This window comes from Bradyrhizobium sp. BR14999 (genome assembly GCF_056106085.1).
This window is the reverse complement of record NZ_CM148536.1, coordinates 1,525,477-1,542,284: the sequence shown is the minus strand read 5'-3', so window position 1 is coordinate 1,542,284 and position 16,808 is coordinate 1,525,477. Positions and strand designations below refer to the sequence as shown.

At 63.8% G+C, this 16,808-nt stretch carries 11 protein-coding genes; 6 read left to right on the top strand and 5 right to left on the bottom strand.

All coding sequences use genetic code 11. The features are described from left to right. Positions 1–100: 100 nt before the first annotated feature. Positions 101–1,237, bottom strand: a complete 1,137-nt coding sequence (locus tag ACR9YP_RS07175) for an acyl-CoA dehydrogenase family protein (protein WP_438103472.1) — start codon at positions 1,235–1,237, stop codon at positions 101–103. Between the two features lie 266 nt (positions 1,238–1,503). Here ACR9YP_RS07175 and ACR9YP_RS07170 point away from each other — a divergent pair, with 266 nt between their 5' ends. Continuing rightward, positions 1,504–3,054, top strand: coding sequence for an acyl-CoA synthetase (locus ACR9YP_RS07170; protein ID WP_438103473.1), 1,551 nt, complete (start codon positions 1,504–1,506; stop codon positions 3,052–3,054). 75 nt (positions 3,055–3,129) lie between these two features. Further along, entirely contained in the window at positions 3,130–4,353 is a 1,224-nt protein-coding gene (locus ACR9YP_RS07165) for an ABC transporter substrate-binding protein (RefSeq protein ID WP_438103474.1), read from the top strand. Between the two features lie 48 nt (positions 4,354–4,401). Here the strand turns inward: ACR9YP_RS07165 and ACR9YP_RS07160 are convergent, their stop codons facing one another. Continuing rightward, entirely contained in the window at positions 4,402–5,172 is a 771-nt protein-coding gene (locus tag ACR9YP_RS07160; RefSeq protein WP_474219274.1) for a helix-turn-helix domain-containing protein, read from the bottom strand. 186 nt (positions 5,173–5,358) lie between these two features. On the opposite strand from ACR9YP_RS07160, the gene ACR9YP_RS07155 reads away from it, so the two are divergent. From ACR9YP_RS07155 to ACR9YP_RS07140, 4 genes are all read left to right on the top strand, one after another. Beyond that, a complete protein-coding gene (locus ACR9YP_RS07155) occupies positions 5,359–7,620 on the top strand; it encodes a marine proteobacterial sortase target protein (protein ID WP_474219273.1) in 2,262 nt (753 codons plus the stop codon). Positions 7,621–7,839: 219 nt separating this feature from the next. Beyond that, the gene (locus ACR9YP_RS07150; RefSeq protein WP_438103475.1) at positions 7,840–8,409 is read left to right on the top strand and encodes a class GN sortase; all 570 of its coding nucleotides are present in this window, start codon (positions 7,840–7,842) and stop codon (positions 8,407–8,409) included. Between the two features lie 114 nt (positions 8,410–8,523). Continuing rightward, positions 8,524–10,743, top strand: coding sequence for an acetate--CoA ligase family protein (locus ACR9YP_RS07145; protein ID WP_438103476.1), 2,220 nt, complete (start codon positions 8,524–8,526; stop codon positions 10,741–10,743). Positions 10,744–10,893: 150 nt separating this feature from the next. After that, positions 10,894–11,712: an MlaD family protein gene (locus tag ACR9YP_RS07140; RefSeq protein ID WP_370987516.1), complete on the top strand. Its 819-nt coding sequence runs from the start codon at positions 10,894–10,896 to the stop codon at positions 11,710–11,712. Positions 11,713–11,912: 200 nt separating this feature from the next. On the opposite strand, the gene ACR9YP_RS07135 is transcribed toward ACR9YP_RS07140, so the two are convergent. From ACR9YP_RS07135 to ACR9YP_RS07125, 3 genes are all read right to left on the bottom strand, one after another. Beyond that, on the bottom strand, positions 11,913–14,927 hold the full coding sequence (locus tag ACR9YP_RS07135; RefSeq protein ID WP_438103478.1) for an autotransporter outer membrane beta-barrel domain-containing protein: 3,015 nt from the start codon (positions 14,925–14,927) through the stop codon (positions 11,913–11,915). Between the two features lie 356 nt (positions 14,928–15,283). Continuing rightward, positions 15,284–16,324 (bottom strand): aliphatic amidase, encoded by a 1,041-nt coding sequence (locus tag ACR9YP_RS07130; protein ID WP_438103479.1) that lies wholly within the window; start codon positions 16,322–16,324, stop codon positions 15,284–15,286. A gap of 40 nt (positions 16,325–16,364) precedes the next feature. After that, positions 16,365–16,727, bottom strand: a complete 363-nt coding sequence (locus tag ACR9YP_RS07125) for an FmdB family zinc ribbon protein (RefSeq protein ID WP_249759155.1) — start codon at positions 16,725–16,727, stop codon at positions 16,365–16,367. Positions 16,728–16,808 lie beyond the last annotated feature (81 nt).

Here is a 16,808-nt window from a genome sequence, read left to right as displayed (position 1 = left end):
GCTCGTCATGGCCGGGCTTGTCCCGGCCATCCACGCCTTCGTCACCCGGCAGCAAGAACGTGGATGCCCGGGACAAGCCCGGGCATGACGGAGGAGACTTTCACAATCCCATCTGCCTCGAGGCCAGATCCTTCATGATCTCCTCGGTGCCGCCGCCGATGGCGTTGACCTTGACCTCGCGGTAGATGCGCTCGGCCTTGATGCCGCGCATGAAGCCGGCCCCGCCAAAAATCTGCACGGCTTCCGAGGCGCAGAATGCCATGGTCTGCGTCGCCTGGTTCTTCATCATGCAGATTTCGGCGACCGGGCTTTCGCCCTGCTCCAGCCGCCAGGCCAGCATCTCCAGCATCGCTTGCGAAGCGGCGACCTTCTGCGCCATGTCGACAATCTTGTGGCGGATCACCTGATGCTGGGCCAGCGGCTTGCCGAACGTCTTGCGTTCCCTAGCGTAGGCGATCGCCTCATCAAGACAGACGCGGGCGAAGGCGGTGCAGCTCGCGGCCATGCCCATGCGCTCGCTGTTGAAGTTCTGCATGATGATCTTGAAGCCCTGACCTTCCTCGCCGATCAGATTCTCGGCGGGCACGCGGCACGCGTCGAAATGTAGCGTCGCGGTGTCGGAGGCCCACCAGCCCATCTTCTTCAGCTTGGTGCGCGACAGGCCGGGTGTGTTGCCCTCGATCAGGAGCAGGCTGACGCCGCCGGCGCCCTCGCCGCCGGTACGCACCGCAACGGTCAGATAATCGGCTCGCACGCCTGAGGTGATGAAGGTCTTCTCGCCGGTCACGACGTAGTGATCGCCATCGCGTCGCGCTCGGGTGCGCAGGTTCGCGACATCGGAGCCGCCGCCCGGCTCGGTAATCGCGAGTGCGGAGATTTTTTCGCCTGATAGCACCTGCGGCAGCACGCGTGCCCTTACCTCGGGGCGAGCCGCGCGGGCGATCGGCGGCGAGCCGATGGTGTGGCTCATCAGGCTGGCGCTGACACCGCCGGCGCCGGCCTGTGCGAGCTCCTGGCTCGCCACGATCTTCATGAACTGGTCGGCGGCGATGCCGCCATATTCCTCAGGGAATCCCAGCCCCAACAGGCCGATAGCGGCCGCCTTGCGATAGAGCGCGCGCGGGAATTCACCGGCCTCGTCCCACTCATGAGCGAAGGGCGTGATCTCCTTCTCGACGAAGCGGCGCATCATTTCGCGGAAGGCATCGTGCTCGGCGGTATAGAATGGGCTCTTCATGGCACTCTCGCCTCGTACGGATTCGTCTCGGCCACCATGGACGGAACTTTGTTGGTTTCACTTGCGCCAAGTGGCTGGCCGGATGGGTCAGTTCGCGTGAAGCCGTAAGCCCAGCAACTGAACGCAAGACGATTTTCGCTCCTCGCAGGCCAACTCCGGATCAAAAAAGATGGTGCACAAAACTCCGGCTGGCCCACCAGGGCCACGCCGGCCTGGTGCATGGCAATAAGTAACACAGCGGGGCAAGACCGCCGAGGGAGGGATTTTTGGCCGTTCGTTACTACGACTGGATCGCTCATCATGGCCGGCGCACACCTGGCAAGGTTGCGGTCATCGACCTCGCAAGCGAGCGCCGCTTCACCTATTCGCAGCTCGATGTCCGCGTCTCGCGCCTCGCCTCATTCCTGCGCCACACGCTGAACGTCTCGCGCGGCGACCGCGTCGCGGTGCTGGCGCTGAACACGACCGATACGCTGGAGGTGCAGTTCGCCTGCGGGCGGTTAGGTGCCATCTTCGTGCCGCTGAACACCCGCCTCACTGTACCCGAGCTCCAGTTCATCACCAGCGACTGCGCGCCGAAGGTGATGATCCACGATGCCGACCTGGCCGAGACGGCGCTGAGCGTGGCGAAGCTTTGCGGTGTCGCGACCAGCCTGCTGCTCGGCCCCGGCGGGTCCTATGAGGCCGGCATCGCCGCCGCCAAACCGCTCGACCGCGCCGAAGAAGTCACGCTCGATGACGTCTCGACCATCATGTACACGTCGGGCACGACCGGACATCCCAAGGGCGCGACCATCACCCATGGCATGACGTTCTGGAATTGCGTCAATCTCGGCGGCCCCGCCTGCATCGGACCATCGTCGGTGCTGCTCACCGTGCTGCCGCTGTTCCACACCGGTGGTCTCAATTGCTACACCAATCCGGTGCTGCATGCCGGCGGCACCGTGATGATCATGCGCACCTTCGATCCCGGCACGGCGCTCGGCCTGATCAACGACCCCGCGCAGGGCATCAACGTCTTCTTCGGCGTGCCCGCGATCTACCAGTTCATGGCGCAGCATCCAGCCTTCGCAACCACCGATCTCAGCCGGCTGATCGTCGGCGGTGTCGGCGGCGCGCCGATGCCGGTGCCGCTGCTGAAAGTCTGGGAAGCGCGCGGCGTCGCGCTTCAGCAGGGCTATGGCATGACCGAGACGTCGCCGGCTGTGCTGGTGCTCGACCGCGAGGATGCGGCGCGCAAGGCTGGCTCCGCCGGCAAGCCGGTGCTGCATACGGAGGTACGCATCGTGCGGCCCGACGGTAGCGATGCCGATATCGGCGAGCTCGGCGAGCTCTGGGTCAAGGGCCCGAACATCACGCCGGGCTACTGGAACAGGCCCGAGGCCAACAAGACCTCATTCACCGACGGCTGGCTGCATACGGGCGATGCCACACGCGTCGACGAGGAAGGTTTTTACTACATCGCCGACCGTTGGAAGGACATGTACATTTCCGGCGGCGAGAATGTCTATCCGGCCGAGGTCGAGAACGTCCTGCATCAGCTCGACGCCATCGCGGAAGCCGCCGTGATCGGCATTCCCGATCCGCAATGGGGCGAAGTCGGCCTTGCCATCGTTGCGGTCAAGCCGGGCCAGAAGCTGACCGAGGCTGATGTGTTCGCGCATTGCGCGGCCAATCTCGCGCGCTTCAAATGCCCGCGCCAGATCCGCTTCGTCGAGGCGCTGCCGCGCAACGCCACCGGCAAGATCCACAAGCCGACCTTGCGCAAGGAGTTCTCGGTGGCTTCCGAAGTCGACAACAAGGTCGCCAGTGCCTGACCGAAGCGCCCTCGCGGGCGCTTTTTCTTTTCGAAGTGCCTGCTCCAACCCACAAGAAACCCCAAGGAAATTGCCATGAAGAACAAGAAACTCGCCCTGCTCGCCGCGGCAACGGCGCTGACATTGCTCTCAGCACAAGGCGCCTACGCGCAAAAGAAATACGACACCGGTGCCAGCGACACCGAGATCAAGATCGGCAATGTCGAAGCCTATTCCGGCCCGGCTTCCGCCTACGGCATCATCGGCAAGACCGAGGAAGCCTATTTCAAGATGATCAACGACCAGGGCGGCATCAACGGCCGCAAGATCAACTGGATCTCCTATGATGACGGCTATTCGCCGCCCAAGACCGTCGAGCAGGTGCGCAAGCTGATCGAGAGCGACGAGGTGTTCCTGGTCTTTAACGCGCTGGGCACGCCGACCCAGACCGCCGTGCAGAAATATCACAACGCCAAGAAGGTGCCGCAGCTGTTCCTCGCCACCGGTGCCAGCAAGTGGAACGACCCGAAGGGTTTTCCCTGGACCATGGGCTTCCAGCCGAGCTACCGCGTCGAGGCGCGGATCTTCGCAAAGTATATCTTGCAGGCGAAGCCCGATGCCAAGGTCGCGATCTTCTATGCCAATGACGATTTCGGCAAAGACTACGTCGCCGGCATCAAGGAGATCTTTGGCGAGAAAGCCTCTTCGCTGATCGTGGCGGAAGAGAGCTACGAGACCACCGAGCCGTCGATCGATTCCCACATCGTCAAGCTGAAGGGCACCGGCGCCAATGTCCTCGTCAACATCTCGACGCCGAAATTCGCGGCACAGGCGATCAAGAAGATCGCCGAGCTCGAATGGAAGCCGATGCATGTGATGACCGACGTGTCGATCTCGATCGGTGCGGTGATGAAGCCCGCCGGCCTCGATGCTTCGGAAGGCGTGCTGTCGGCGACCTATTTGAAGGACGCGTCCGACCCGCAATGGAAGGACGACGAGGGCATGAAGAAGTTCATGGCCTTCATCGACAAGTACATGCCCGGCGCCAACATCTCCGATACCAACCTCGTCTACGGCTACGCCGCCGCGCAGACCCTGGTCCAGGCGCTGAAGCAGTGCGGGGATGTGCTGACGCGGGAGAACGTGATGAAGCAGGCTGCCAGCCTGAAGGGCTTTGCGCCGGATACGCTGATCCCCGGCATCAAGATCAACACCGGCGCCAACGATTTCGCGCCGATCGAGCAGCTCAAGATGATCCGGTTCAAGGCTGGTCAGTGGGAATTGTTCGGCGACATCATCAGCGCGGAAACGGGCGGCTAGCCCGCATCCGCTCAACATGCCCAAGCAAGATAGCGGCCGAAGAGGCCGCTATCCCGGCAGGAAGAGCGCAAAGGGCTCCTCCACCGTTCGGCGCAGATGCTTTCGATACAAGGCATGGCTGGCGTCATCGGGCCCTACCCGCCCCAAAGACGGCTTCGGAACGTTTTTGAGCGGCACGTAGGCAATTGGCGCCGCGATCGGCGTGAGTTGCGAGCCAGGGCCGGCGCGGAGCGTCGAGATGATGCCGTACATCTCGCCGGCGACGGTCGGCCGCGACACCGTGATCACGCGGTGCTGGCCGTGCTTGATGATGACGAGGTAGATGAAGCCGGACTGGTGGGGAACGGCGACCTCGCCGGTATGCTCATAGGCGGCATCGGTGCGATCGCCCTCACGAAAGACCAGCGAAGAGACTTTCGGCTCCCACACGATCTCGGTGCGATAGGCAAAGATCGCGTCTTTGTCGCCGAACGACGGCCGCAGGGTGATGTAGACGTCTTCGAGCCAGGTCACCGCGCGATGCGCATAGGAGCCGAGGCTGTCGGGCGCGACATCGTTTGCGGCCGGTGGCGTCACCACGACGGCACTTTTGCGCAAGGAGACACCCAGCGCCTGCTCCAGCCGGACCGTCGTCGCCAGCGTGAACGGCCGCCGGCCGCCGAGCACCTTCTCCAGCGTCGACAGGCTGAGCTTGGCCTGCTCGGCCAGCGCCTGGCGGGAGATCCGGCGTCTGGCGAGTTCTTCGCGAACGGTCTCGGCAATCTCGCGGCTCTGCTCGTCCGAAAGCTGCTTGTCGGTGAGTTTATCCTGCGTCTGCATCGTGGCCCCTGCTCCAGGACGGCCATTCTAGCAGGGCGGACAAACCAGCACAAAACCGCACATGGCCGCCCGGCGGCGATGAGCCGGGGCCGGTCGCGGCGGAACATTGCCGATCATTCTGCTCACGAAATCAGGCCCTCCCGGCGGATGCTGAGAGCCAGCAAACGTCCTTCGGGAGCAGGCCAGATGGATATCTACGGCATAGGCGACCACGACGATCACCCCATGTTGAACCGGCTGATCAAACTCGGACTGTTTCTTCTCGCGCAGGGCATCGCGGTGATGCTGATGGCTTTCGTGGCCCTGCTCGTCAGCTTTGGGACGAGTTGGTCGGCAACGACGGAGCAAGCAAGCCTGCTCCAGCCCGGCGATGCCAGGTCCGGAAGCCTGCTCCTGAAGCAGGACGGCGCCTACACCGAAGCAATCCGCCTCGGCATCGACATCGATGTCACAGTGTCCGGTCCGACGCTGCGCGGCCGGGTCACGCAGGTCTTCCGCAACCCGACCAAGGATTGGGTCGAAGCAACCTATGTTTATCCGCTCGCGACCGACGGCGCTGTCGACACGCTGAAGATGGTGGTCGGCGACCGTGTCATCGTCGGCGACATCAAGGAACGGCAGCAGGCTCGCGTGATCTACGAAGAGGCGCGCCGCGCCGGGCAGAAGGCCGCGCTCACCGAGCAGGAGCGGCCGAACATCTTTACCAACTCGGTTGCCAATATCGGTCCCGGCGAAACCGTGCTGGTGCAGATCGAATACCAGGAGCCGGTGCATCAATCCGGCAACGAATATTCGCTGCGCCTGCCGCTGGTGGTGGCACCGCGCTACAATCCGGCGCCGATCGTGCAGAGCGTCGACTTCCGCAACGACGGCTCGGGCTGGGGCGCGACCCATTCGGACCCGGTTGCGGACCGCGACCGTATCTCGCCTCCCGTGCTGGATCCTGCCAAGAATGCGCCGGTCAATCCGACCAGCATCACGGTCCGCCTGAAGGCCGGCTTTGCGCTCGGCGAGGTCAAGAGCTTCCACCATAACGTCAAGGTCGAGAGCCCGGACAACACAACGCGCGTCGTCACGCTCACCGAGGGCGCCGTACCGGCCGATCGCGATTTCGAGTTGACCTGGAAGCCGGCCGCGGCGAAAGCGCCATCGGTCGGCCTGTTCCGAGAGCATGTCGGCGATGCCGATTACCTGCTCGCCTTCGTCACCCCGCCGACCGCCGAGCAGGCGACGCAGAAACCGCTGCCACGCGAGGTGGTGTTCGTAATCGACAATTCGGGATCGATGGGCGGCACGTCGATCGTTCAGGCCAAGGCCAGCCTGACTTACGCGCTCTCTCGTCTCCACCCGACCGACCGTTTCAACGTGATCCGCTTCGACGACACCATGGACGTGCTGTTTCCGGCTTCCGTGCCGGCGGATGCCGCCCATGTCGGTGAAGCCACCTCCTTCGTCAGTGCCTTGCAGGCGCGCGGCGGCACCGAGATGGTGCCGGCGATGCGCGCGGCGCTGACCGACAAGCTCGGCGACACCAGCTTGGTTCGCCAGGTCGTATTCCTGACCGACGGCGCGATCGGTAATGAGCAGCAATTGTTCGAAACCATCACGGCGATGCGCGGGCGCTCGCGCGTGTTCATGGTCGGCATCGGGTCCGCGCCCAACACCTATCTGATGACCCGCGCTTCCGAGCTCGGCCGCGGCGCCTTCACCCATATCGGCTCCGTCGAGCAGGTGGAGGAGCGCATGCGCGGCCTGTTCGCCAAGCTGGAAAATCCGGCCGTGACCGGTCTCAGCGCAAAATTCTCGGAGGCCAAGGCCGACATCACCCCGGCGATCATTCCCGACGTCTATCGCGACGAGCCCTTGGTGCTGGCGGCAAAACTCGACAAGCTCGCGGGCTGGCTCGAGATCAAGGGCCGCGTCGGCGATCGCCCGTGGTCGGTGACGCTGCCGTTGCAAAACGCGGCCGAAGGCAAGGGCCTGTCGAAACTCTGGGCCAGGCGCAAGATCGGCGATGCTGAAGTTGCGCGCACCCTGCGCGAGATGACGCCAGAAGAATCAGACAAGGCGATCCTGGCGCTGGCGCTCGACCATCAGATCGTCACGCGGCTGACCAGCCTGGTCGCGGTCGACAAGACGCCGAGCCGCCCCGAAGGCGAGCCGCTCAAGCTCAGCGAATTGCCGATCAACCTGCCGGCCGGCTGGGATTTCGAGAAGGTGTTTGGCGAACGACAGCAATTGCCGGCACAGCTGCGTGAGCGCCATGCCGACGCGCGCAATCAGCCGGCGGCGAGGCGGCCGACACCTGCTGCGCCCGATGCGATCCGTCTGCCCAAGACCGCAACCTCGGCCGAGCTGAAGATGATCGCGGGCCTGATCCTGATCGTGCTCGCCCTGATCCTGTTCGTGTTCAATCGGCGTCAGCCCTTGCTCACTGATGTCGCTTGAGAGAGGAGCCACCCCGAACTCCTCTGTTAGCGCGCGCGGCTGCCCGTCCCATACCAACGGCCGCGCGCGCCTTTTTTTGGATCGTCATTGCGAGGAGAAGAAGCGACGAAGCAATCCAGACTACCGCTCCGAAGACGGTCTGGATTGCTTCGCGGAGCCTGTCATCGGGCCGCGCTTCGCGCGGATCCGGTGGCTCGCAATGACGGGAAACGAAACACAATGCCCCGCCTTATGTCTCCCTTGTCTCTGGCGCTGATCGGCCTGATCCTGTTTGGCGACGGCGCCTATATCCATGCCAAGGCGTGGCTCGCCCAGGTGCTGCTGGAGCGCGCGTTCGACCGAAGCGTCGCGACGGGAGAGCTGGTCAAGCCATGGTCATGGGCCGACACCTGGCCGGTCGCACGAATCGAGGTGAAGCGGATCGGCGCCAGCGCGATCGTGCTGGAGGGCTCGAGCGGTCAGGCGCTCGCTTTCGGACCCGGCCATGTCGAGCGGACGGCCGATGCCGGCGAACGCGGCATTGCCGTCTATGCCGCCCATCGTGACACGCATTTCCGCTTCTTGCGCAATATTGCCATTGGAGACGTGATCGAAATCACCCGCCGCGACGGCAAGCATTTCCGCTATCGCGCGGATTCTTCGGCCGTCGTCCGTTTCGACGCATCGGGCATCGATCCCGCGACAGAGGATTTCGAGCTGGTGCTCGCGACCTGCTGGCCGTTCGACGCTGTCACGTCCGGTCCCGAGCGCTATGTCCTGCATGGCGTCCTGATTGGAGCTGATGAATGACGGCGATGCATCGCTCATTCCATCACGCGGCATACCATGTGGTTGCTACTGCGAAGAACTCGCCATAGAACAGAGTGACGCGCCACCAAGAAGAACAACAGGTGAGGTCACGCCATGGAAGCTCGCGTATCTGCTGCATCCCTCTCTTCGCGCCCATGGTCTCCGTCACATGACGCCAGCGACGTGGTCAAGGGCATCCATGCCATGCTGCACCCGCGCAACATCGTGCTGGTGGGCGCGACCGACAAGCCCGGCAATTATGCCGAGCGCATCTGGAACAATCTGATCAAGTACGGCTACGAGGGCGGACTCTATCCCGTCAACGCCAGGCGCGACACCATCTGGGGCGTCCCCTGCTACAAGGACTTTGCCAGCCTCCCCGAAAGGCCCGATCACGTCCTGGTGCTGGTGCCGGCACGCTCTGCGGTGCAGGTGATCCGCGATGCCGCTGCGGCCGGCGCACGTTCGGCCACCATCGTCACCTCGGGCTTCAGCGAATTGCAGGATGAGGAGAGCCAGAAGCTCGCCGCCGAATTGCAGGCCGCCGTGCGCGAGACCGGACTTGCGGTCACGGGACCAAACTGTCTCGGCAATCTGAGTGCCGGCGAGAAGCTCTTCACCAACATCGACGACCGTGTCGTCACCATGGAGCAGGGGGCGGTGGCGATTGCCGGACAATCCGGCGCCATCGTGATGGCGATTCGCCAGGCGCTGGAAGATCGAGGTGTCGGCGTCGGCTACATGGTGACGACCGGCAACGAAGCCGGGCTGGAGACGCCGGATCTGATGCGCTATTTCGCCGAGGATCCGAGCATCAAGGTGATCGTCGTCTATCTCGAAGGCGTGCGCAACACCAAAGCGTTCCGCGACGCCTGCAAGGCGGCGCGCGCCGCGAGCAAGCCCGTGATCGCGCTCAAGCTCGGCTCGTCCGAGGGCGGCCGCGCCGCGGCGATGGCGCATACCGGCGCGCTTGCCGGATCGATCGAGACGTTCGATGCCATTGCAACGCGCGAAGGCGTCATTCGGGTCGGTGGGCTTGACGAGCTGATCGAGAGCACCGAGTGCTTCGTCCACGCCGTGGCACCCAGAGGCGACCGGCTCGCCGCAGTTACGCTCTCCGGCGGCAAACGCGGCATGCTGATCGACGCTTTCTATGCCGCGGGCCTGAACTTCGCACCGCTGAGCCCGCATGTCAGCTCGGAGCTGGCAACGATGCTCGGCGCCGGATCGATCGTCGGCAATCCGCTCGACGCAGGCTTTGCCGCCGTGGTGGATCCCTCGGTCTATATGAAGTCGATCAAGCTGATGATCGACGATCCCGATATCGACGTCGTCATCATCGACGCCGAGCTGCCGAAGGCGCCGCATGAGCTTCGCGAGCGCAATTTGCGCATCGTCAACGAGATGGCGAGCAGGGCCGCAAAGCCCGTGATCTATATCAGCGCGATGTCGATCGGCTTCACTGAATTCACCAAGACTCTGCGCAAGTCGCTGCCGCATCTGGCAGTCATGCAGGGCATGGACCGCGCAGTGACCGCGATCAAGTCGCTGCTCGACTATGCGAAGCTGCGCAAGGAAGTGCCGGACATCGCCTTACCCTCGAAACCGGCCGCACGTGCCGTGCTGGAGAAGACGCTGAAATCGGCGAACGGCGCGGCGCTCGACGAGGTTGCCTCCAAGAAGCTTCTGAAGGCATATGGCATCCCGATCTCGAAGGAAGCAATTGCGCAGACGGCGGCGGAAGCCGCGAAGATCGCCAAGCAGATCGGATTCCCGGTCGTGGCAAAGGTCGTCAGCGCCGAGATCCTGCACAAATCCGACATCGGCGGCGTGGTGCTGAACCTCAATAATGCCGCCGAGGTGAAGAAGGCGTTCGCCGACATCACCGCGCGGGTGGCGAAACTGAAGGGCAAGCCGAAGCTCGACGGCATCCTGATCGCGCAACAGGTCAAGGCCGAACTCGAGCTCGTGGTCGGCGCCTCGCTCGATGCCGAGATGGGGCCGGTCGTGCTGTTCGGCACCGGCGGCATCGATATCGAGCTGATGAAGGACGTCGCACTCGCCGGCGCGCCGCTTGATGAGGCCGAGGCGCGGCTGCTGATCGGCCGCACCAAGGCCGGGATCAAGGTGCGTGGCTATCGCGGCAGGCCGGTACTGCACGAGACCTCCGCAGTGAAGGCGCTCGTCGGCCTCTCCAGCCTGATCGCAGATGCCGGCGACCGGATCGCCTCGATCGACATCAACCCGTTTCTGATCAACACCAAGACAGGCGTCGCCGTCGATGCCCTCATTGTCCTGAATAACGCTGCGGCAAAGCGCGCGGCCGGGCATTGAGTGAAGCAAGTGCGTAAGTGGCGGGTTATGCTTCCGCTTCGCACTTCGTGCCACGGCAGACAAGTCGTTAACCCGCCTGCCCTAGTATAGCGGCCAAGGCCCATCCCGGCTTCTTCCAACTTCCCCGCTTTGGCCGTAAAATCGCCCTGCATGGCACGCGCGAGCAATCTTGTGATCGGAACGGCGACGCTGGCGGTGATCGCCGTGGCGTTCGGCGGCCTGCTCGGCGTGCAGAAATGGCGCACCATCCAAAGCCGCAGCCAGTTGCGCGTGGTGTTCGAAGGTGGCTCCGCCAGCGGACTGCGTCGCGGCGGGCCGGTCAATTTCGACGGCGTGCCTGCAGGCCAGATCCTGTCGATCAAGCTGGACAGTCCCCGCAGGATCGTGGCGCTCGTGATGCTCGACAACACCGCACCGATCCGCAAGGACACCGTCGCTGGCATCGAGTTCCAGGGTCTGACTGGCGTTGCCGCGATCTCGCTGATCGGGGGCGCCCCCTCCGCGCCGCCGGTGCCGCTGGACTCGGACGGCATTCCCATACTGACCGCCGATCTCAGCGACGCCGAGTCCATCGTGGAGACCCTGCACAGTGTCGACCGTACGATCGTGAGCAACGCCCCTGCGATCAAGGAGGGCCTGCGCACATTCGAGAACCATACTGCCGATCTCAGGAGCAAGGGCGGCGAAATCGACTCGGTCATGACCAAGGTCGACAGCGCCTTCGCTGGCTTCGACAAGGCGGTCACGAAGATCGAGGGTGTGGTGCCCGGCTTCGTCAATGGCAAGGCCGACGAGCTGTTCGAGAAGATACAGGGGCTGCACGAGCTCGCCGACACCATGAAGAAGAAATCGGCGGGGTACCTCGAGGACATCCGCCGCTCGCTGCTCGATATCAGCGAGACCGCCAACAAGATGGCGGGAACGCCCGTGGCGCCGCGACCGCCGCGCAGACCAGAGCAGCAGCGGTGATCTCTTCCTTACCCTCCCCTGGAGGGGGAGGGTCGATCGCGCACAGCGCGAGCGGGGTGGGGTGATCTCTCAACTCGGGCAGTGAAAAATACGGAGAGACTGTCACCCCACCTCGGTTCGCATTGCGCTCCGCTCCATGCGAACCGATCCTCCCCCTTCAGGGGGAGGATGGCAGTCCCACCGTGGCCTATAGGCAGCGCCTACCACGCGTAACGGACGACGCCCTTGCCGGCGTAGGAGCGGGTGACGTTCGAGAACTCGCCCTCGAAGGTCGCCGACGCGGACCAACCGTTCATCCAGTTCATCTGTACCGACGCCGTGGTCAGCGCGGAATCGCGCGCCTGCGCGGCGCCGTTCACGACAAACGCCGTTCCCGGCAGCGTCTGGAACACCGCGCCGATGGTGCGATCCGGATTGTAATCATGTGCCCAGGCGACGCGGCCGCGCAGGGTCATCAAACCGCCGGCTGCGGCAAACGATTTGTCCGCGCGCAGGCCGAGCTCGGTGCGGGTGCTGGTCACGTCCTTGGCGGCATAGTTGAGAGCGAAGAGGTTGCTGCCGACCACAGCGAACTCTGAATAGCTCGGAAGGCTGAACATGGTGGCCTGGAGCGCCGCATAAGGCGTAAGGCCGATCCACGACATCGCATGGCGATAGCCACCCTCGACGCGGCCCGAAAACGCGTTGGCATTGAACTGGGCGCGCAGCTGGTCGACCCCGGCGGCGGTAACGACGCGATTGGTGGTGACATCCTGCCAGCCATAGGCCAGCGCAGCCGTGATATAGGCCGGTCCGGAGGTGTGACGAACAAAGGCACCTGCCTGGAACAGATCGGAGTGGCCCCAGCCGAGGCCGTTGACGCCGAAACTGGTGCCGCCGCCGGCAAGCGCGAAGCCGGCGACGGTCGACGGCGAGAAACGGTAGTCGAGACCAACGGCCGTGCCGTAGACGCTGCTGGTGGTGTTGTTCGAGCCGAGGCCGGCGTTGCCGTCGGTGGTCTGCGAGCCGCCGTAGCCGGCCGCCCACACGTCCCAGCGCTGCTCGAAAGTCGCGACCGGTGCCTTGTGGTAGATGGACGCGAATGCGTCGCGCGCGCTCTTGTCACGCGGGGACTTGCCGGCCGCGGCATGAGCATTTGCGCTCGCGTCATCGGCATATGGCGTCGCACCTGGAGTGCCGCTGCGTCCCGCGCCGTAGACATCGGTCAGCAGACCGAGGAACAGGTTCATCGCGTTGAATGTCGTCTGCTGCGATCCCGTCGCCGGCTCGCCGGAGGCCTGCGTCAAGCCATTGGGGCCGAGACCCGCGAATTCGGCTTGCAGGAAGCCATTGCTGTTGAAGAAATTCTGAAGCGTCGTGGCGACGTTCTTCTGGTTGACGTTGAGAGCGTACTTCGCGCCATAGTCCAGTGTGAAATTGAGATAGACGACGCCAGCGGGACCGACCGTCGTTGTGCCAATCAGGCCGCCGGGAGCGGCGACCCCGGCAAAGTTGCCGGTGGCACCGCCGGAGAACTGCATGATCTTATATTGCGGCACTACAGTGCTGCCGGCATGCAGCGAGACGCCAACGGTGCCATTCAGGGTGGCGTTGCCGAGAACATTGGCAAAGCTCGCACTGGCTCCGCTGCCGGTCTGCACGAGGTAAACCGCACCGGACTGGAAAGCGAGGTCACCCAGAACCAGCATGCGCGAGCCCGGGCCACCATCACCAGGCGCATAGATGCCACCGGCAGCGATGGTGGTGTTGCCGACGATTCCTGCGCCGAACAGCGCACCGCCCGCATTCACTGTCGTCAGGCTCGATTGGGAGATATCGCCATCGACCCGCAGGATGCCGCCATTCACCGTGGTGGTCCCGGTGTAGGTATTCGTGCCGGAGAGGATCAGCGTTCCGCTGCCGACTTTCTCCAGCGAACCCGGACCGGCGGGACCGCAACCACAAGGATCGAAATCGCCGATGACGCCGCTGACTTCGGTCGAGCGATTGTTGCCGCCGACGACAAGGGTGTTGCCGCCGCCGATGTAGTAAAAGCCGCTGCCTTCGATCGAACCAGCCGTGATGCGGCCGTCGCTGTTCGGGCCAACGCTGACCCCGAAATCGACAATGCCTGTCCCGGTGGTGATGAAGCGCGCGTTGCCACCGGTGGAGTTGTCGAAGAACTCGGTCTTGCCGCCGTCCTTTGTGACGATGGTGGCATTGCCGGCCGTGGTGAACGCGCTGAAATTGGTCCGGCCGCCGGACTCGTTGGTGATCGTCGCGTTGCCCGCGGTCGCGGTGTCGGATCCACTCAGCGTACCAAACACGGTCCCGCTGAGATCATTGTTCACGATGGTCGCCGAGCCGGCCGAGGACTGCTCGAGGAACGCCGCGCCGCCGCCATTCTGGTTGGTGATGCTGGCCGTGCCTGCACTGCTCCGAGCAAAGAAGCCGGTCAGGCCGCCGTCATTGACGATGGTCGCCCGCCCAGCCGTCGCGGTGTCGGTCCCGCCCCCGGCCGGATCGCCGAAATACACTTGGCCGCTGTTGGTGATGACCATCGAGCTGGCGGAGGTCGCGTTGAGAAACATCGTCAGGCCCGAGAAGTCGTTCACCAGCGATGTGACGCTCGACATGTCGGCGTTGACGATTCTGAAGAGGCCCTCGTTGGTGACGGCGCCGACAATGCTGGCCGTATGGGTCGCGTCGCCAAGCTGCAATGAGCCGCAGTTGCAGATGAAAGTGCCGCCGGTATAGGTGTTGGCGCCGAGCAACGCCAGGAAGCCGGGTCCCTGCACGGAGATGCCGCCGCTGCCGGTGATGCGAGACGCGATCGCGGCCGAGGGATCGCCGGTGCCGGTGACATCGTTGGTGAAGAACGTGGTGCCGCCAGGGGCCAGCCTGAGGTCGCCACCCTTAATCGTATAGATCGAACCGTCGGCGGTGAGGTCGAAGACCACTTGGGTCGTGAGTTGCACGCCGCCTGGCGTGACCGTCACCGTGCCGCCTGTTGCCGGCGTCGAGGGACCCCCGCTGCCGAACACGGTGCCAGACGATGACGACGGATCGTAAGCAGTGCTGATCGAACCGGAGGAGTCCGTCCAATTGGTGGTGGTTGCGTCCCAGACACCGCCGCCGCCATTGACGGCACCGTTCGGCGTGGTCTGCGATCCGTTGAAGAATTGCTGGGCGCCGGCGGAGCTCGTCGCGACAGTCGCGCCCAAGGTAAGGCTCACCCAGAACACCGCGCGAATGGCCGTGGTGCTCCGGCGCGAGCAACCCTGCCCACTCGATGGCAACCAAGCCCCCACGCTCTTCCCCGCACCCGCGGCGCTCCCCAGCGGCGCCGCGTGGAACTTAGGCCATGAGGATGGCCGGTAGAACTACGGGGCATCGAGAATCCGCCAACGGGACCGCAACTTGGGCCGATTCAACGGTCCATGTGGCAACCGCGCCACGGTTTTGCCGGGCGCTATTCCCATTCCGCGCATGCGCAGACATGTCAGAACGTCGACGCCTATGGATGGCCATTCACATCGATGGCTGATCATCCCGGCATCAAGCTCCGCTCAGCCTGTTCTGCCGCCAATGGCTAGTAGTTGGACGCCGCAGCTTCATTCGGGATGCCATCGATCGGGCACTCCTCGGTCCCCGGCGTCGAGCGTGTCATCGCCTCGACCCTGTCGCGCGTGCCTTCGGGATCGGCGATCCAGTTCTTGTAGAAATCATAGGGGCAGGCCGCAACGCCGCGCGGGCTCTCGCCGGAATTGATCATGCCGGTATAGCCGCGGTGGACCAGCTTGTAGAGATGGTTCTGCGACTGACCGTTGCGGCGCGCATCGCGGATCAGATGTTTCGAGAGCTGGGCATACTGGATGCCGTATTCCTCCTCGCCGCACTCGCCGAGGGTGCGCCCGTCGAAGCCGATGATCGCGGAGTGACCGAAATAGGAATAGACACCGTCGAAGCCGGCCGCGTTGGCGACCGCGACATAGACATTGTTGGCCCAGGCCATCGCCTTGGAGATCATGACCTGCTGCTCCTTGGCCGGATACATGTAGCCCTGGCAACGCACGATCAGTTCGGCGCCCTTCATGGCGCAGTCGCGCCAGATCTCCGGATAGTTGCCGTCATCGCAGATGATCAGGCTGACCTTCAGGCCCTTCGGGCCGTCGGAGACATAGGTGCAATTGCCGGGGTACCAGCCCTCGATCGGCACCCACGGCATGATCTTGCGATATTTCTGCACGATCTCGCCCTTGTCGTTCATCAGGATCAGGGTGTTGTAGGGCGCCTTGTGCGGATGCTCCTCGTGGCGTTCGCCTGTGAGCGAGAATACGCCCCACACTTTCGCCTTGCGGCAGGCCTCGGCGAAGATCGCGGTCTCTTCGCCGGGCACGACCGAGGCGGTCTCGTACATCTCCTTGGAGTCGTACATGATGCCTTGGGTGGAATATTCCGGGAAGATCACGAGGTCCATGCCGGGCAGACCGAGCTTCATGCCGACGATCATGTCGGCGATCTTGCGGGCGTTGTCGAGCACCTCGGCCTTGGTGTGCAGGCGGGGCATCTTGTAGTTGACCACTGCAACGCCGACGGTGTCGTTGCTGCTGGAAATATCACCGTGAAGCATTTGAATTGCTCCTCTGCTCTGTTGGAGATTGGCGCGTGAGTTAGTGGCTGATCATCCAGGGCCGTGCGGTGGGAAAGCCCTTGGCGCCGCTCTTGGTCTTGGTCATCAGACGCGCGGGCTTTTTCTTGTCTGACGTCGTCTTGCCCGTGGAGCAGCAGCCGCAGCCGGGACCATGCGCAGCCTTGTATTGCGCCAGCGTCTGCGGCGCATGCGTACTGCGCTCGTTGACGGCATGCGCCTTGCGCTTCTCCGCCGGCATGCAGAAGAAATTCGGTGCGGTCAGGATCACGCGCGGCGCCGGCGTCTCGCAATGCGGACAGTTTTGCGGATCGTCGCATTCCGCCATCGGGCGCAAATCCTTGAACGGACCGCAATCGTCACAGAGATATTCGTAGACCGGCATCGCATCATCCCTAATGCGTGTTCAACACAGCTCACTGCTACCGCTCATGCGGAGACAGCCCCTCACCCCGACCCTCTCCCC